This window comes from Chitinophaga sp., from assembly GCF_039596455.1.
Classification (GTDB): domain Bacteria; phylum Bacteroidota; class Bacteroidia; order Chitinophagales; family Chitinophagaceae; genus Chitinophaga.
In genome coordinates this window covers 2038439-2055886 of record NZ_JBCNJR010000001.1, presented here as the reverse complement: position 1 = coordinate 2055886, position 17448 = coordinate 2038439, and the positions used below count along the sequence as shown (strand labels likewise).

Below are 17448 nucleotides of genomic sequence, written 5' to 3'. Positions count from 1 at the left end.
ACAAGAACATGAAAAACAGGAAATTTCTGACATACATCACGGGCGGCCTGGTAAGTACCATGCTGCTCACGACCGGTTGCACCAAAGATTTTGAAAAACTGAACACGCCGCCTACTTCCGTAACAGACGTAGACGCCGGCCTGCTGCTGTCCAAAGTGCAGAAAGACGCGGCCATGGTGGAAGGCAACGAAAGGGCCAACATCGAGTTCGGCTCATGGATACAACACTGGGCCGGGGGCCAGGTGGCGCCGGTGAGCCGCTACATTCAGCAGCCTACAGACGGCGTGTGGGCCTCCCACTACGCGCTGCTGCGCAACCTGATGCAGATACGCACCCAGAGCCTCAAAGGCATGGAAAGCAATCCCGCCGGCAGAAGCAAACTGGCCATCGCCAAAATTATGGAAGTGACCGTGTGGCAAAGGCTGACAGACCTGTTTGGCGACGTACCCTCTTCCGAAACCAGCGAAGACGCTTCTCACGTTAACACCAAACCGGTGTATGATACACAGGAAGCCATTTACACCCGCCTCATTGCAGACCTGGACAATGCCATGGCACAGCTCAACCCGGCCGACGCCTCTTACGGCAACGCAGATTTCTATTTCAAAGGAGATGTGGCCAAGTGGAAACGTTTTGCCAACTCCCTGAAACTGCGCCTGGGCATGCGCATCCGCTACGCGGCGCCGCAACTGGCGGAAAAAACCGTGCGTGAGGCCATGGCGCAGCCGTTGCTTACCGGCAACGCAGACAATGCCGCCATCCCCACTTACAACAACGCACAAACCACCAACGCACACCCGGTGCTGCAGCAATTCATAGGCGGCAGTCCTGACCTGCGTTACCTGGCCGATGCATTGGTACGCACGCTGAAAACCAAAAACGACCCGCGCCTGCCCCTGATAGCCGCCCCCACCGTCAACTCCGTGAAAGCCGGCACGCCGGATTACCGCGGCATGGGCGTAGCGCTCACCGATGCGCAGCTGCTGGCCATCATCAAAGACGATTATTCAACCGCATCTACCACCACCTATTTTAACAGAACGCTCAGCACGCCCATCCCCTGTTATGTGTTCACGTATGCAGACGTTTGTTTCTTCAAGGCCGAAGCCGCCCTGCTGGGCTGGGGCGCCACCGCCGCCAATGCTGAAACGTTCTTCAAAGACGGCGTAAAGGCAGCCATGGCGTTGCAACCATATAACATTACCACCATACCGCCCGCTTATGAAGCCGCAGAGCTCAGCTTCGCCGGCCTCACTACTGAACAGCAGCTTGAAAAGATCATGACCCAGAAATGGATACTGCTCTTTGGCCGGGATTATGAAGCCTTCACCGAATGGCGCCGCACCGGCTACCCGGTACTGACACCCGGCGGCAACCAGGGCTCCACCAATGGCACCATTCCGCGCAGGGCGGTGTATTCATCGCTGGAGGTGCTGCTGAACGGTGATAACTACCAGGCTGCTGTGAGCCGGTTGGCGCAGGGAGACTCTTACGTTTCAAGAGTATGGTGGGATAAGAAACCATAACGGTTGAAGAGTAGTGAACAACCTGTTTGAATCGAGAGGACGGGGGCTGCCGGGAGGCGGCCCCTTTTTTTGTTGGCGACCTTTCATAAACAAAGACCCGCACCAGGAAAAGGGCGCGGTCTTATAAAATCTCTTCATTCCAATACTTCACCTACGGCGTATTATTCTTCTCCCACACCGGCGCATCAAACGTCACCTCAAACTTCTTCCCATGCTCCCTGCTGGTACATGGATACGGCTCCGCCGTATTGGCCGAATGCTGCAACCCGATCACGGAAGTAAACACAAATCCGGGATACGGTGATTTCTGGATGGTGTTATGATGCACGTTGATCTGCCCAAACGCACCGGCCGCCGGTACCTTGGCTGCTCCATTGGCATAAAATACAGACAATACGCCCGGCGGCATGCCCTGGTTGGTTTTCTCAAACATGCATTCAAAAAAACGGTTGTAGCTGATCTCCACATGGTCTGCAAAACCGCCGCCCATCCAGTGAATTTCCGGCGCCACCAGTATGCCGTTCATGGCCGTACCGGTAATTTCGTTGTTGTACACAACACCGTTGCTGCTTTTGATGAGAATACCACGGGAGCGGTTATATCCCACTTTATTATTGCGGATAACAAAACCTTTCCCGGTATGGCTTTCATTGTAGATGATATCGCCGATCCCCATGGCCGGCAGCGCATCCAGCGTAATACGCACGCCGCGCGTGTAGTTAGGTTTGAACAGCAAGTCAGGGTACAGCGCAACGATGGCCTCGCGCTCTGCTGTGGTGGGCGTGTACGGTTCAACCGCCTGCACCTTTACCTTGCCGCTTTTTGTACCGGCATACAGCACATGCTGCAGGGTGTCTCCCACATAGAACACCAGGTTGGCTTCGCGCGCTAGCAGGTAGATGGATTTGGCAGCGCTGTCAATTCTGCATACGGGGAAGGAACGGCCGCATACAATGATGCAATCGTCCCCGTTATGTTTAATATCACAGTTCTCCACCAGCGGGCCAACACTGGCCAGGCTGCTGTGAATACCGTCTGCATTGCTGGAGCGCAGGCGGGCCGGCATGCCCGGCGCCACAGGGCCGCGGTCTACCTTGCAGCGGTTGTAATGCGTGCCGCTGCAATCCCTTTCAAAGAAGGAGAAGCTGTTGGAACCGTAGATGGTCACATCCTCCACCGTGGCGTTCGTGCATTTTTCCAGCTGGAAGGCGTGTGCGGCGGCATTGGCTTTGGTAGATACTACATCCAGCACCACCAGGTCACCTACCTTTTCATTCGCCACCCATGCATTGCTTTTAGTCAGCTTGAAGCGCCTGGTGTTTGGAATTCGCTGAAAGGATGAATAGTGGCCTTCACCGGTGGTGATGCTGTTCCTCTTTAACTGCCGGGTAGCCGCGTCATAGAATTGCACCCGGTGGTTCTTTACGTTGTCTACGGGATAGCCAGGGTCAATTTCTACCTCAAACCACAGGTTACTCACATTGTCTTTGGCCACAATAGCGCCCTGCGTAAAACAGAGCGGGTCATAGTCAATAGAGAACCCGGATATTTTAATGTTCGTACAATTATAGAACCGGAACGCCAGCTCCTGGGAGTTGCAAATGATGGAAGCGCCATTCCCCCTGATCTCTACATTGCTCAGGTTGGTGAACTGGTACGCGCCATATGTCATATTGTTCAGCCGGTATTTGCCTGCCGGTATCTCAATAACCGGGTTGCCTTGCTGCGCATCCAGGAGGGTTTTCAGATCCGGCAGTTCCTGGGCTTTGGAAACGATGGCGGCCGCCAGCCAAACACAAAGATGCAAGAGCCTGTAAGTAAGTTTCATTTTTCTGCTTGTTTTTATGGTTCGATACTGCGCAGGTTACAACACCAGCAGCGTCTTCGTTTCTTTTTTCTTCCCGTCGCTTAACGTTACATAGTATACGCCTTTGGGCAGGCCCTGTACGTCTATTGTAACCTTTCCCGCCTGTATGGACGCAGGCGCTACCTGCCGTACTATCTGCCCGGTGGTATTGGTGATGATAATAAGGGGACTGGAAAGTTGCTTTGCCTGGAAGGTGACCACCACCTTTTCCCTCGCCGCATTCGGGGTCAGCTGCAGGCCGAGGGAATCTGCCGGCTCATGCTTCCGGGCCAGCACATTGGCCGCTGTTTGATCAGGCGCCATTACTACAGACCTGAAAACGTTGTTGTCGTTAGCTTTGACGATGAGGGTAGGCACAATAGCGGAGAAGTTGCTGTTGTAGCCGGTGCTGTCTGTCAACGTAACTATTTCCCCGCCTTTGCCGGTGGCATTATCGTTTCTGCGGATGGCGTACAATTTCACCGTTCCATCGGTATTGCGTTGCCCCGTAACTGCGCGGTATTTGTCAGACGCTACGCCGATAGTGCCGTTGCTCAGCCATGCGCCGCCTGATAACGAATATTTCCGCAGCAGGTTATCATCCGCCACGTACAACACGTCAGACCCGCTGCCGGCGTTGACGATCAGGAACTGGTAGGGGCTGCCGGTGGCGGGAAGGCCGGGAAGGTTCACCATGGTTTGCCCCGCGGTTACCGGAAGGCCCGTGCCCACAGCAGCCAGCCGCAACGAGCCGGAGGTGGAAGTGGCGTACAGCTGCCCGTTTGATACCACCAGGCAGCGCGCGGTGGCATTGGTCAGCTGTACATGGGCAGTGCCGCCCAGCGTGGTATACATAACACCGCCGGAGCCGCCGCTCACCCAAATACCTGAACCGTCAATCACCGCTGCCCGCACCACCTGGCCGCTGAACGCGCTTAACGCGGTGGCGGTATTGACGGTACCATCGTTATTGACCACCGCAACCACCCTTTTGGCCGTATTGGCGGATAACGAAGACACGCCGGCCGTACCAGGATCAGCATCATAACCGGCTAATGCCAGCTTGCCCCCGTCTTCAGACAGGCTGATATACCCTTCGGTATAATCGCTTGTTGAAACAGGCAGTGTAAGCCTTTTGTTGCTGCCCGACACGGACACGGGCATCGGGATGCTTCGTACCAGGTTGCCGCAGGGATTGTACTCATCCAGGAACACAGGCTGGGCTACACCGGCCGCCAGGGAATCTGCCCCCGAACCGATCCTGACCACCACAAAATTTCCAGGAGTAAATGACTGGGCAAAACAATTGGACACGAATAATACATAGGTGAGAACGTGGACAATTTTTTTCATGTGGAATTACTTGTAAGCAACCAAGTAACGTAAAAAGCCATGTGGGCCCAACAAAACAGGAATAATATTTTCAGTGGGAATGTTCCCAGCTTGAGGGAATGTTCCCATGGACGCGGCGGTATATTATGTGAATCCTCTTGAGGGCTTGCAAACAGGGCCACCGGGAGCGTCACTTCCTGCCGGGTAACGTTTCCCGGAAGGTCTGTAGCACTCACGTGCAGTATCATATCCGTTGGCGGTGTTTTCTTCACCGTATACTCCCATTCAAACATGTTTGTATTTACGGCATGCCCTTCTTCCCATAATGCGCCAGACGGCTGGAGGATCACCACCCAAACAGCTTGTACCCGGAAGTTGTCCCGCGCCTTGATGCGGATCACGGGGCCTGGCCGGATGTCTTTGATTTCCGGCGCCTTGCGCGCGTCTCGGAGCGCAGCGTGGTAGGCGGAACCTTTACCCGTCTCGTAATAGGCCTTCAGGTGAGGCGTTCTGATAGCGTCAGCGGCGTAGCGCTGCGCCTTTCTGAAATGTTCTCGGCATTCCAGCTGCTCCGCAGTGGGCGGTTTGTCTGAAGGCGTGGGGCGCTTGCAGATGAATACCTTGTTGCCCACCCGGCGGAATACCACATTGCCCAGCAGGCCGCTGGCGCCGTAGGTCATAACGTTGTCAATGCTCTTTGCCATCTTTTTTTCCACGAAATTATTTCATGCGGCTGGCGCGGATTTAGCATAAGTGCAGAAAGATTTAGCTTTTGTGTAGATTCTGGCCGTGAAAGACGAACCTACAACGAAGCTTCATAGGGGGAATAACGAACCTACGGTTTTTTACGTAGGTTCGTTGTAGGTTCGTTCTGGGTTCGTTGTAGGTTCGTCTTTCAGGCTGTGTTCAATAATTGGGTGGTCTCCATATTGTGCAGGAGGAAAACGGCATCCAGGAGGCGGTTAAGTTCTTCGAAGGTGTGCAGGAGCTCGTCACGGGCGGGGGCGGAGTCGTAGGAGGAATTATCTGCGGAGAGCGATTCCCGAAGCCAGGCCCATAATTGATGGCGTAGATGAGGCAGATCGTTCCGGTTGCAGAAGCGGGAAAGGGCCAGTTGCGGGTTTTGTTGTTCTGTTTCGGAGAGGTGGGTATGTTGAAGGAGGTGCATGAACAATGGTGTTTGTGAGTAATACACTAATTTACAAAATTAGCTTTAAAAGCTACAAATAAAGTTATTAACATTACTTATCCGCTTACTACGTTAATTGAAGGAAATTGTCTTTATTTGGTTTCGTTTATGAGTGATAAAGTATTTAACAGGATTAAGGCAGTACTGGCCGAAAGGGGGAAAACTAATAATTGGCTCGCTGATCAATTGGGCGTTAACAGGGTGAGCGTGTCCAAATGGTGTACGAATAGTATGCAGCCTACTGTTGAGATGCTTTTCCGGATTGCGGAGGCGTTGGATGTGGAGGCGAAGGATTTGCTGGTGGCGCGGAAGAAGTAAGCTAGGATGTTCCGTACGACTGTTACTATTTCTTTTCTTAAATTAGCAAAAATTTGATAAGTTATATGTGAAAGGCACTACGTTTTGGCAAGCATATCAACGCACTCTTGGAAGCAAAGAATTCCTATAACTTGGTTAGCGGCACTCTAAAATTGAGGCGCTCATTTGGTAAAATCGACCGGAACAAATGGCAGGCAATGCAACTAACTAAAGCGTTGAAAACATATCAATTGAACAATTGACAACTTAGCTTGCCCAATATAGCGTCACAGCATTTTAAAGATCATAAAACTAACGAGGTTTCAAATTGTAAATAATCTTTCGAAACGTTGTAAACCTACGATGCATGCATAAGGAAATTTCAAATACCGAAATGACGATAGAAGAACCGCTCGAACTATTATTCAATGAAACAGGAATAAGACCATTTTTAAAATGGGCAGGTGGGAAAACTCAACTTTTACGACATCTACACCACTATGCTCCAAAGACTTTTAACAAGTACATAGAGCCATTTATCGGTGGTGGTGCAATGTATTTTAGCCTCAATGCAGAGCAATCAATCATAGCCGACTCAAACGAAGAACTAATCATTGCCTACCAACAAGTCCAATCTAATGTAGAAGAAGTAATAAACCATTTAAGAACATTTCATAACAATGAGGAATATTACTATGAGATCCGACAAATGGATCCATCCCAGCTAACGCCTGATTTCAGAGCAGCTCGACTGATCTACCTGAATAAAACCTGCTTTAATGGTCTTTATCGTGTAAACAAAAAAGGACATTTCAATGTACCTTTCGGCAAAAAGACCACTAAGTTTCTACATGAAGAGGTTTTGCGAAATGCCAATGGATTCCTTCAAAATGCTGTTATTCAACATGGAGACTATTTGAATATTCTGAGGGAAAATGCTAATCCCGGCGATTTTATCTTCTTAGATCCCCCGTACTATCCTATAAGCAAATATTCAGACTTTAAAAGGTACACCAAAGAATTTTTTCACTTGGAAGATCAAATCAATCTGAAAAAAGAGTTTGACCGACTGGTTAACATGGGGTGTCATGTTTTGCTCACTAATTCAGACCACCAAATCATACTTGACCTTTATGCAAATTATGAGATAAAAACCATAAATACCAAAAGAATGATTAGCAGTAATGCCAAAACAAGAACAGGAAAAGACATAATTGTAATTGGAAGTAATGACTAATAAAGAAATTGAAACTGATTTGCTCAATGATCAATTCAGGCTTTTCCCCGGGACAAGGTACATGGGGAGCAAGAACAAGATCATCCAAGAAATAGGAGAAATACTTCTTCAATATAAATTTGACTCTATTTATGACGCATTTGCAGGGAGCAATGTGGTAGGTTACTTTTTCAAGTCGCTTGGCAAAGAGGTGATCACAAATGACTTTATGGCTCTAAGTTACACACTTTCAAAGGCAATTATTGAAAACCATAAAGAAACCTTATCAAGTGCTGATATCGACCTCCTATTGAACAATCCTTCAAATCAAACATTCATTGCCGAAAAGTTTCAGGGACTTTATTTTGAGGACCGAGATAATCAGTTCCTTGATAAAGTAAGGAACAATATCCCATGCCTTACATCAGAATATAAGCAAGCACTTGCATTGTCCGCCCTGACCCGTTCATGCATGAAGAAAAGGCCCAGGGGCATATTCACTTTCACTGGGCACCGGTATGACGATGGGCGACAGGATATGTTACTGACATTGGAAGAGCATTTTATACTAAATGTCGATCTTTTCAATAGAGCCGTTTTTGATAATCAAAAAAGTTGTCGATCCCACAATGTTCAAACTGAAAATCTAAACGTCAAAGCAGACCTAGTCTATTTAGATCCGCCGTATTTTACACCAAATTCAGATAATGACTACGTTCGGCGTTACCACTTTGTTGAAGGTTTGGTAAAAAATTGGCAAGGCATAGATATTCAAGAACATACAAAAACTAAAAAATTCAAAAGCTATTATTCACCTTTTTCAAAAAGAAGTGGAGCATATAATGCATTTGAAAAGCTTATTGAAAAATTTAAAAATTCTGTTATCGCTATTTCTTATAGTTCGAATTCTCAACCAGGTAAGAATGAATTATTAAAAATGCTGGCAGAAGCCAAGGAAAATGTGGTTGTTCATGAAATTGATCACGTGTATTCCTTTGGAAATCAAAACCACAAGATTGGCAACACTGCCAATAGAGTTAAGGAATACCTATTTGTTGGGTTTTAATATGAAAGTACCAAGTGAAGATATTCCCCAGGCAGACAATCTGACTGATGTTATCAAAACCGTGCTGGCCGTCTCTCATGGGGCGCATACATTTCAACAAATTGCAGCGTCTGTTGACAAAGGTGAGCGACAAGGCAGGTATTACAGAAAAGCCGCCGAAATCATTGGAATGATTAGCACTCCCAGGCCAAATTACGCAGCCCTAACTGCATTGGGAGAGCAGTTTATTCGATCAAATCCTCTCCTGACAAACCCGCTCCTATTACATGGCATCTTGAATTCAAGAATTTTTCAAAGAATAATTCCTTTTCTTGAATCAAGAAGTAATGTTGGAGTTTCAAAGGATGAACTGGAGATGTTTGTTGTCAACATAGCTGATTTGGGCACCCAAACAGTGGCCCATAGGAGAATGAGCACGATTACAAGCTGGTTAATTGATCTGAAGATAGTGCAACTTGTTAATGACAGGTATATACTTTCTACCCCAGCCATCAATCAGCGGGTTGATATGATTGAGTTTAAGAATTCTGATGAGCCTCTGCTACCTGGTACGAATAGGTTAAATGAGTACACTACCGTTCGACAAAGAGCTAGAGCTGCTAATCAATCATTAATTAGTTATAGCAATGCAGCACAGATTGAAAGAGCTGACAATGCCCACCGGCATTTGGTAAACCTGACTTCGGAAAAGATCAGGAATGCGGGATCAATACCGAAATACAACCAGTTTATTGACTTAGCGGCTCATCTCAACAATGTCGATTATATTTTTGAAATGAAATCAACAACTGCAAATAATGAAAGGTCCCAAATACGAGCAGGCATAAGCCAACTATATGAATATCGATACTTGCAAAACAAGCCCCAGGCACAGCTTATACTTGTAATCGAAAACCAATTATCAATAACTGAAGGGTGGAGACTGGAATATCTTGAACAGGACAGAGGCATTCACCTCATATGGAACGGAGATAATACACTGCATGGAAGCGAAAGAGCATCAGCCGAGTTGCCCTTCCTTAATTTACAACGCTAACATATTCAATTAACTTATATGCCTAACGTCTGGAACATAGGAAATACAACTGTTAGAAATCCTAAACGAATTGAAACCGCCCTAAAAATATTTGTTGAGGAAGGTTTTTCGGGAAATGCAAAAGGGTCGGAGGCTGAAGCACGCCTGCACGCAAAGCTAAAAGAAAAAGGAGTGCTTGAATTTGAAGGAAACCCGTCTGATTGGAACGGCCGAAAATGGCGGGCTGCATTTTATCAGCTTGGCTTCATCAGTTACGAGCGGTACAATATAGGCGGCACCAGATTTTCAGTTGAAGGTTTTTTTACTACTATCGGAGTACCTGACATTCATTCCAGCTATCAACTTACACCTGCGGGTACCAAGCTGATAAATGCCAGACTGGTTCCTGAAATGGAAGAAATATATACTCGCCAATTTGCTTGTTATGAGTTACCGAATGCTTTGGAAAGCAATTTCGCTCGTGCATCAATGAAGCCTTTTATATTATTTCTTCAGGTTTTAAAATTGCTTCAAAACGAAGGACACGAAGGTCTCAATAAATTTGAAACCGGTTTATTTTTACAAAGATTCAGGAATCATACTCCGCAATTGCCACAGCAAATTGCTCATGAAGTTTTAGACTTCAGAAGGCAATTAGCTGAATGTACATCGTCAGCCGAAGCCAGGGAACTTAGAAACAGGCACAAGGAAGCGTTGGGACGGGAAGTAGGCATCAACCCGAATTCGGTAGTAGGTGACTATGCAGATACCACGTTCCGGTATTTTTCCCTATCAGGGTTATTCACTCTTATAGGTCAACGTATAACTATCAGACATAATAAGATGGCCTTTGTAAATTCTTTGCTTGAATCACAGCCAGCTTTTCTATATTCCACTAATCCAACTAGATATTTAGAATATTTTTACAAGGGCACATTCCCTTTACCTACTGACAATACTATTTTTGCACTTGAAGAAATTAACATCCTAAAGAACGAAATCAGAGACAGATCAAGTCCCTTGTGGGCAGAAGCAAATGTTTTGAATGAAGACACTGATATACAAGAAGTTCAAACAGTAAGATTTTTGTTAACTGAATATAATAACCGAGAGCGTGAAACAGACTTTGCGGCTGAGCAACAATCACCTGGGGCTATAGCAGACATTCTTAGGTACCTGAAAGTTTTAAATGGTGAGGCTGTACCAGACGGGCCAGAAATTGACGACAGGCCGGCTTATTTGGAATGGGCCGTCTGGAGAAGCTTCCTTGCAATAAATGAAATTGTTTCCCCTGTATATAAAACTAGGAGATTCCTTGTTGATCAAGACTTTCAACCTCGCAGCACAGCTCCCGGGGGTGGAGCAGATCTGTTATTCGAATTTGAAACATATGTGCTCGTTGTTGAAGTTACTTTAACTAATTCCAATCGGCAAATGGCAGTTGAAAGCGAGCCTGTGAGGAGACACACAGTACAATACAAAGAACAGTTCCCTGACAAAGATGTGTATTGCTTATTTATTGCACCAAACGTAGATAACAACGTAGCGGAAACATTTAGAATAGGAGTTTGGTACAAGCAGGATAGAGAGGAATTTGTCAATATTGTTCCAATGAATCTCTCCGATTTCATTAAAGTGGTTGAAAGTTTGACCATTAGACGCTATACTAATGTGGATTTTAGAAATCTAATTGAAAAATGCCTGGTACTTCGCAATGTTCGGGCTCCGCAGTGGAAATCATCTATTTCTAATGAAGTAAATGCATGGCAAAGAAGAATTGCGCAGGCATAATATATTAAGCTTGCTTAGTAGTGCCTATAATCTCCTTTTTTGTTTCCATTATAATCCCTGACGTTCAGCCACACACTGAACACCAAACTTGCTAGGAACACAATGAGCGTAAGCAGTTCAACCGTTTGCGCATTCATATCAAGGCCTGTAAGCTTCACTAGCAGGAAATGTATATATGAATTCTGTGCATCGTGGTAACCTAGCCGTCCCCGTACATCCCAATGCCAGTCTGTACAAAAACAATACCCCCATCCATACCAGATCCCTAATACGAACCATGAGAAGGCAGTTAACAGGAGGGTGATGAGGTTCCACTTCCGGATTGCGGGGAACATCCAGCCTGTGATATTGAACAGGGTAAAAACCGTGTGAAATACAAAGAAGAAGATGTTCAGGAATTGGTACCACATGCGTTCCGGGTTTACGGTTTGTCTAAAGATACGATTTAGGAAGAGAAGCGGGATATTGTGAATGCAGCATTCCAGTGTATAAACTTATGATAGGCCGCAACTCCCCAAAAATTCCCTTTTCCCGTTTTGTCGCAAATAATTTCTATATTAGTCTTGTAGTTCCACCATCTGTGAAATTTGAACCATTAGACAACGAGCAGATCATTCTCCGGAAACTAGCCGCGGGAGAAGAATATGCCTTCAGGCAACTGTACCACCACTATGCCGATAGCGTATATTCCATGGCCATACTACATCTCAAACGGATAGACCTCGCTGAAGACCTTGTACAGTCCGTTTTTCTTACCATCTGGGAAAGCCGCCAGCAACTGGCGAATGTACAGGCCTTTGCAGGCTGGCTGCATACACTCACCCGCAACACCATCATTTCCACCCTGCGCAAACAGGGTACGCAGGCCAGTTACCTCAATTTCCTGAAACAGCGCATGGAACTGGCCGGGGAGCAACCGGAGGCCGGGCTGCTGCGCAAAGAGCGGCAGCACCTCATGCGGGAGGCCATCGGGCAGCTCAGCGCCCAGCAGCAGAAAGCCCTGCTGCTGCAGCACGAAGAAGGATTGAGCTATGCGCAGATAGGGCAGCGGATGGGCATTTCCCCCAATACGGTGAGGGTCCACTTGTTCAAAGCCATGGAGTCTCTCCGCCGCTTTATGCTGGCTCACCGCGGCAATGCCTCCCTGCTGGCGGCCATCTTTTTCCTGATAGACCAGCGGAAAAACGGCTGAACCGCTTTTTTTTAAAAAAATATGCTGACGCACTAATACTTCTGACAACTTCGCGCGACTTACTATTATATGCCGGCATCCAATTCTTACGATGAGCTCATAGAGCGCTTCATCAGCGAGCGACTAACCGCTGAAGAAATTCCGCTGTTCTTCTCCTTTCTGGAGGATGAAGCGTTCCGTGCACGGTACGCAGACCGCATAGACATGGATTTCCTGGAAGCGGAATGGACCGGCTGGCTGGGCAAACAGCAGCGCGAACGGTTGTACGGCAATATTGTCCGGGCCGGCAACATCCCCGTGGGCAACACGGATACACCGGCCATTAAACGCTCCCCGGCAAAAGTATGGTGGCTTGCGGGCGCCGCAGCGGCCATGCTGGTGTTGGCAATAGGCGTTTACCAGCTGTTGCAGCCCAAACCGCCCGGCATTGTTGCGGAAGCACCGGCAACGCCCCTCAGGGATGTGCCGCCGGGCGGCAATAAAGCGGTGCTGATACTGGGTGACAAATCGGTGGTTTCGCTTGACAGTCTGGGCAACGGCGCATCGGTGGTGCAGGGAGGCATGAAGGTCATAAAAGGAGCAGACGGCAATATCCGGTACGTGCCTGCTGGCGCGGAGGAAAGCGGCGCGGGGGAAACCGAACTGGAAAATGTGGTCAAAACACCCAGGGGAGGGCAATACCAATTGACACTGGCTGATGGTACGGCGGTCTGGCTCAACGCCGCATCGTCTATCACCTTCCCCGCGCGGTTTACCGGCGGCCAGCGCAACGTGTCCATCACCGGGGAAGCCTACTTCGAAGTGGCGCCTGACAAAGACCGGCCGTTCACCATCAGCATCGGCCGGCAAAACAAAGTAGAAGTGCTGGGCACACATTTCAACATCAATGCATACAACGACGAGCAAGCCGTTACCACTACGCTGCTTGAAGGCAAGGTAAAAGTAACGGAAGGCAGCACCTCGCTCATTCTCCGCCCCGGCCAGCAATCTTCCGGCGCGCAGATGAACGGAACGGTTGATGTAAACCAGGTGATGTCTTGGAAAAACAAAGTGTTCTCTTTCGACGGGAAAACATTAAAGCAGGTATTGCGCGAACTGGCCAGGTGGTACGACCTGACCATTGTATACGAAAAGGATATTCCGGATATCAAACTAAGGGGGGAAATGGGCATGAACCTGAGCTTGCAGCAGGTAATAAAAGGGTTGGCCGACCTGGAAGTGAATTGCCGGCTTGAGCCGGGTAACAGACTGGTGGTGCTGCCCTGACGTCTTCAAAAACAACATCGATATTATTAACAGGTTTCCTGAAAAAAAAGAAAACCGGGAGTGTTGAGACCACGCCCGGCGGACGTTTCGGGTCTGCCTGTTCTTGATTGCCAGAAACAGCTTTATTCCAAACCCAAAACTTTACAAAAGTAATGAAAAATGCTCTTTGTAACGCCATGTTGCGCCTGAAAAACAGGCACTCAACCAAAATTATGCGCGTCATGAGACTCACTACCTTGCTCCTGCTGGTAGCCGGCTTGCACGTAAGTGCACGCACCGCGTCGCAAACCGTTACCTATTCAGGAGAAAACGTTTCGCTGGTGAAGGTCCTGAACATTGTAAAACAGCAAACCGGCTACCTGGTTGCCTACAATGAACAACTGCTTCGCCTTGCCAGGCCTGTTACCATCTCCGCCCGCAACGAGCCGGTTGAACGCTTCATCAGGCGGGCATTAACCGGTCAGCCTTTCGAGTACTCGATAGAGGCCAACACCATCTTCATCCGGCGCGCCCGTCCTTCTCCCGTTACCGCGGCCGTCGTAGCCAGGCAGGTGAAAGGGAAAGTGACAACGCCGGAAGGTGTCCCTCTCCCCGGCGTTACCATAAAAGTGAAAGGAACCGCCAATGGCACGGCCACAGATGCCAACGGCATGTTCCTGCTGACGGTAGACAAGTATCCCGTAACACTGCTTTTCTCTTTCATCGGCTATGCGGAAACGGAGCTGAACGTAGCTGCAGACGGCGCGGTGAACGTGGTCCTGCAGCCTAAAACCAAGGGGCTGGATGAGGTGGTGGTAGTGGGGTACGGTACCATCAAAAAAACAGATGTAACCACGGCCGTTGCCACGGTTACCTCCAAACAACTGGAAAACCGCCCGGTAATGGGCGCGCTTGAAGCCATGGCCGGGCAAATGGCCGGGGTAGACATTCAGCAGGGCGGCGGCCAGCCCGGTGGCGCCAACACCAAAATAAGGGTACGGGGCACCAATTCCATCAGCGGCAGCTCCGACCCCCTGTACGTGGTAGACGGCGTGCCCATGCCCAATGCGCTAGCCGCAGTGAGTGTTAACGACATTGAGAACATTACCGTGCTGAAAGACGTGTCCGCCACCGCCATTTACGGTTCTCGCGGCTCCAGCGGCGTGGTGCTCATTACTACGAAAAGGGCGAAAAGCGGCGCTCCCGTGGTATCGCTCAACACCTCCGTGGGCATGCAGCAGATAGCGCGCAAAATACCGATGATGGGGCGTGATGAATACCTGCAGGCCCTCATTGAAGCCAAAAACAACTCGTGGGTAGACCTGAACCCTGCGCTGAACAAACCAACGGACGATAACGCCACCCGCAAAGCGCGCAACGGCGGCAGCATCAAGTACATCATCCCGGACGGCGGCAACAACTCCTGGGGCACCTTCAAATACAATATCCTTGACCCCGCCGATGTAGCCAGGATGCCGGATACCGACTGGCAGGACGAGATATACCGCAACGCGCTGGTAACCCAGAATGAGCTGTCTGTTTCCGGCGGCACGGACAATACCCGTTATTTTATTTCAGGCAACTACGAAAAACAAGACGGCATCGTTATCAACTCTACTTTCCAGCGTTTCAATACAAGGGCGCGCATTGAAACAAAGCTGCGCAAGAACCTTACCATCGGCTTGCAGCTGATGGGCTATTCCGGCAACGGCCGCCTGCAGGCGCAGGGGCGCAACGAACGTTTTGGCGGCGGCTGGGGCGTAAACCTCGCCTCCCTGTCCATTGCGCCGGTATTCCCCGTTACCAATCCCGATGGTTCTTATGCAGACATGCAAAGGAACCCTGATATTCTTGGCGCCGGGCAACCCGGTTTTAACCCGGTAGAACTGGCCAACAACCGTTATCATTATCAAAAAAGCTCCGGCTGGTCTGCCTTCAGCTTTGTGGAATGGGAAATAGTGCCGCGGCTCAAATACAAGTTCACGCTGAACGGCCAGTATGCCAACAACGAAAACAGCTTCTTCGAGCCGAAAGGCGTAAATGACTACGGCATTTCCACTACCGGCACCACCTCCACCAACATGCAAAACCGCAGCAGCACCTACCTGGTAGAGAACCTGGTGAACTACAACCTCACCCTTGGCGGCAAAAACAACATCGCCTTGCTGGGCGGCTTTACGGTAGAAAATGCAACGTTCGGCAACATCAACGCATCTGCCAACAACGCAGCCACCAACTATGTGCAGCTGGTAACCGGCACGCCGATTGCCGCCGCTACGGGCGCTTCTGAATATTCGCTGCTGTCTGCCCTCGGCCGGGTGATGTATAATTACGACCAGCGTTATATGCTCACGGCCACCGTGCGGTGGGACGGCTCCTCCCGTTTCAGCGAAGGGCACAAATGGGGCTTTTTCCCCTCTGTATCTGCCGCATGGAATATTTCACAGGAAGCATTCATGGAAAATGCAGGTACTGTCAGCGACCTGAAGCTCCGCGGCGGGTGGGGTATTTCCGGCAACAACAACATCGGCAATTTTGAGTGGCAGGGCAACATGGGTACCAACTGGTACCCGCTCGGCAATCCCGCAAAAGGCACGCTGGGCGTACCGCCCGGCAGCAAGGCACAAAACGATGCGCTGACCTGGGAAAAAACGCGGGAATATAACATCGGGTTCGACCTCGGCCTGTTCCGCAACCGCGTTACGCTGCATGGGGACTATTACAACAGAACGTCTTACGACCTGTTGCTGAGCGTGCCGGTGCCCATTCTCACCGGTCAAACAACTTTCCTGGTCAACAATGGCAAAATGCGCAACCGGGGCGTAGAGCTCACCGTGTCTACACAAAACATTGCGAAGCCGCGCTTTTCCTGGAGCACTGACTTTAACATATCTCACAACCAAAACGAAGTGCTGGCCCTCGGCCCGGGTGATGCGCCCATTTTTCCGCGCTCGTTCATTGCGGGCGGGCCCTGGTTCAGAACGGCCGTGGGTTACCCGCTGGCTACCTTCTGGGGCTACCAGGCAGACGGCGTGTTCCGCGATGAAGCAGACCTTGCCAAACACCCGCAGGTGAGCCCCGGCAAAGACCGGCCCGGGCAGCTGTATTACCGGGATGTCAGCGGTCCCGCCGGTAAACCCGACGGTATTATAGACGTAAACGACCGTACCACCATTGGTGACAACTACCCGGACTTTACCGCCGGTATCACCAATCATTTCACGTACGGGCACTTTGCGCTTGACATTCAGCTGAACGGCAGCTATGGCGGCCAAACATACAACCTCCTGTTCAAGGAACTGGTAAAGGGCACCGATGGCGCCCGCGGCATGCCGAAGTTCCTGAATGACCGGTGGCGCTCTCCGGAGCAGCCCGGCAACGGCAAAGTGCCGGCGGTAACAAGTGTTGGCAGAGGGTTTGAAGGCAACGGCTCGTCTTATTGGGTGCAGGACAATTCTTACCTGCGCATCCGCAACGTAAGCCTCAGCTACGATTTCTCCCCCATGCTGCCCAAACGGATGAACATCACGAGGCTGCGGGTATACGCTTCCGCGTACAACCTGTACACCTTTACCAAATATCTCGGGTACGATCCGGAAGCGAACACTTCGTATTTCTACGATTCGCCAGACGGTACCGGCGGCTCGTCCGTCAGCGGGGCGGATTACCTGGCCTACCCGTCTTCCCGCACATACAGCATTGGCTTGAACCTGACCTTTTGATCTGCTTAACT

Annotated in this window: 14 protein-coding genes; 9 read left to right on the top strand and 5 right to left on the bottom strand. The window is 49.6% G+C overall.

The genetic code is table 11. From position 1 onward, the window contains the following. The first annotated feature begins 8 nt into the window (after positions 1-8). A complete protein-coding gene (locus ABDW36_RS08380; protein ID WP_343701433.1) occupies positions 9-1526 on the top strand; it encodes a SusD/RagB family nutrient-binding outer membrane lipoprotein in 1518 nt (505 codons plus the stop codon). Positions 1527-1677: 151 nt separating this feature from the next. On the opposite strand, the gene ABDW36_RS08375 is transcribed toward ABDW36_RS08380, so the two are convergent. From ABDW36_RS08375 to ABDW36_RS08360, 4 genes are all read right to left on the bottom strand, one after another. Next, positions 1678-3354: a glycosyl hydrolase family 28 protein gene (locus ABDW36_RS08375; protein WP_343701432.1), complete on the bottom strand. Its 1677-nt coding sequence runs from the start codon at positions 3352-3354 to the stop codon at positions 1678-1680. Positions 3355-3390: 36 nt separating this feature from the next. Further along, on the bottom strand, positions 3391-4725 hold the full coding sequence (locus ABDW36_RS08370) for a T9SS type A sorting domain-containing protein (RefSeq protein ID WP_343701431.1): 1335 nt from the start codon (positions 4723-4725) through the stop codon (positions 3391-3393). Then, a complete protein-coding gene (locus tag ABDW36_RS08365; RefSeq protein WP_343701430.1) occupies positions 4722-5408 on the bottom strand; it encodes a hypothetical protein in 687 nt (228 codons plus the stop codon). The genes ABDW36_RS08370 and ABDW36_RS08365 overlap by 4 nt, the downstream gene beginning before the upstream one ends. A 191-nt stretch (positions 5409-5599) precedes the next feature. Further along, positions 5600-5872, bottom strand: coding sequence for a hypothetical protein (locus ABDW36_RS08360; RefSeq protein ID WP_343701429.1), 273 nt, complete (start codon positions 5870-5872; stop codon positions 5600-5602). Between the two features lie 129 nt (positions 5873-6001). On the opposite strand from ABDW36_RS08360, the gene ABDW36_RS08355 reads away from it, so the two are divergent. The 5 genes from ABDW36_RS08355 (at position 6002) to ABDW36_RS08335 (ending at position 11278) form a co-directional block, all read left to right on the top strand. Then, a complete protein-coding gene (locus ABDW36_RS08355; protein WP_343701428.1) occupies positions 6002-6211 on the top strand; it encodes a helix-turn-helix transcriptional regulator in 210 nt (69 codons plus the stop codon). Positions 6212-6557: 346 nt separating this feature from the next. Continuing rightward, positions 6558-7427 carry a Dam family site-specific DNA-(adenine-N6)-methyltransferase gene (locus ABDW36_RS08350; RefSeq protein WP_343701427.1) on the top strand — a complete coding sequence of 290 codons (870 nt, stop codon included), beginning with the start codon at positions 6558-6560 and terminating at the stop codon, positions 7425-7427. Next, positions 7420-8472, top strand: a complete 1053-nt coding sequence (locus ABDW36_RS08345) for a DNA adenine methylase (protein ID WP_343701426.1) — start codon at positions 7420-7422, stop codon at positions 8470-8472. The genes ABDW36_RS08350 and ABDW36_RS08345 overlap by 8 nt, the downstream gene beginning before the upstream one ends. Beyond that, on the top strand, positions 8378-9508 hold the full coding sequence (locus tag ABDW36_RS08340; RefSeq protein ID WP_343701425.1) for a hypothetical protein: 1131 nt from the start codon (positions 8378-8380) through the stop codon (positions 9506-9508). Before ABDW36_RS08345 ends, ABDW36_RS08340 begins: the two co-directional genes overlap by 95 nt. A gap of 18 nt (positions 9509-9526) precedes the next feature. Continuing rightward, positions 9527-11278, top strand: coding sequence for an AlwI family type II restriction endonuclease (locus tag ABDW36_RS08335; RefSeq protein ID WP_343701424.1), 1752 nt, complete (start codon positions 9527-9529; stop codon positions 11276-11278). Between the two features lie 14 nt (positions 11279-11292). Here ABDW36_RS08335 and ABDW36_RS08330 read toward each other — a convergent pair whose 3' ends face one another. Then, the gene (locus ABDW36_RS08330; protein WP_343701423.1) at positions 11293-11688 is read right to left on the bottom strand and encodes a DUF2784 family protein; all 396 of its coding nucleotides are present in this window, start codon (positions 11686-11688) and stop codon (positions 11293-11295) included. A gap of 170 nt (positions 11689-11858) precedes the next feature. Between ABDW36_RS08330 and ABDW36_RS08325 the strand changes: the two genes are divergently transcribed. The 3 genes from ABDW36_RS08325 (at position 11859) to ABDW36_RS08315 (ending at position 17437) form a co-directional block, all read left to right on the top strand. Then, the gene (locus ABDW36_RS08325) at positions 11859-12470 is read left to right on the top strand and encodes a sigma-70 family RNA polymerase sigma factor (protein ID WP_343701422.1); all 612 of its coding nucleotides are present in this window, start codon (positions 11859-11861) and stop codon (positions 12468-12470) included. Between the two features lie 69 nt (positions 12471-12539). Further along, positions 12540-13736, top strand: a complete 1197-nt coding sequence (locus tag ABDW36_RS08320) for a FecR domain-containing protein (RefSeq protein ID WP_343701421.1) — start codon at positions 12540-12542, stop codon at positions 13734-13736. A gap of 221 nt (positions 13737-13957) precedes the next feature. Then, the gene (locus tag ABDW36_RS08315) at positions 13958-17437 is read left to right on the top strand and encodes a TonB-dependent receptor (protein WP_343701420.1); all 3480 of its coding nucleotides are present in this window, start codon (positions 13958-13960) and stop codon (positions 17435-17437) included. Positions 17438-17448: the final 11 nt, after the last annotated feature.

Excerpts from the sequence above, each read along its gene's own strand:
- ABDW36_RS08380 (WP_343701433.1), top strand. The coding sequence starts at position 9 with ATGAAAAACAGGAAATTTCTGACATACATCACGGGCGGCCTGGTAAGT.
- ABDW36_RS08375 (WP_343701432.1), bottom strand. The coding sequence starts at position 3,354 with ATGAAACTTACTTACAGGCTCTTGCATCTTTGTGTTTGGCTGGCGGCC.
- ABDW36_RS08370 (WP_343701431.1), bottom strand. The coding sequence starts at position 4,725 with ATGAAAAAAATTGTCCACGTTCTCACCTATGTATTATTCGTGTCCAAT.
- ABDW36_RS08365 (WP_343701430.1), bottom strand. The coding sequence starts at position 5,408 with ATGGCAAAGAGCATTGACAACGTTATGACCTACGGCGCCAGCGGCCTG.
- ABDW36_RS08360 (WP_343701429.1), bottom strand. The coding sequence starts at position 5,872 with ATGCACCTCCTTCAACATACCCACCTCTCCGAAACAGAACAACAAAAC.
- ABDW36_RS08355 (WP_343701428.1), top strand. The coding sequence starts at position 6,002 with ATGAGTGATAAAGTATTTAACAGGATTAAGGCAGTACTGGCCGAAAGG.
- ABDW36_RS08350 (WP_343701427.1), top strand. The coding sequence starts at position 6,558 with ATGCATAAGGAAATTTCAAATACCGAAATGACGATAGAAGAACCGCTC.
- ABDW36_RS08345 (WP_343701426.1), top strand. The coding sequence starts at position 7,420 with ATGACTAATAAAGAAATTGAAACTGATTTGCTCAATGATCAATTCAGG.
- ABDW36_RS08340 (WP_343701425.1), top strand. The coding sequence starts at position 8,378 with ATGAAATTGATCACGTGTATTCCTTTGGAAATCAAAACCACAAGATTG.
- ABDW36_RS08335 (WP_343701424.1), top strand. The coding sequence starts at position 9,527 with ATGCCTAACGTCTGGAACATAGGAAATACAACTGTTAGAAATCCTAAA.
- ABDW36_RS08330 (WP_343701423.1), bottom strand. The coding sequence starts at position 11,688 with ATGTGGTACCAATTCCTGAACATCTTCTTCTTTGTATTTCACACGGTT.
- ABDW36_RS08320 (WP_343701421.1), top strand. The coding sequence starts at position 12,540 with ATGCCGGCATCCAATTCTTACGATGAGCTCATAGAGCGCTTCATCAGC.
- ABDW36_RS08315 (WP_343701420.1), top strand. The coding sequence starts at position 13,958 with ATGAGACTCACTACCTTGCTCCTGCTGGTAGCCGGCTTGCACGTAAGT.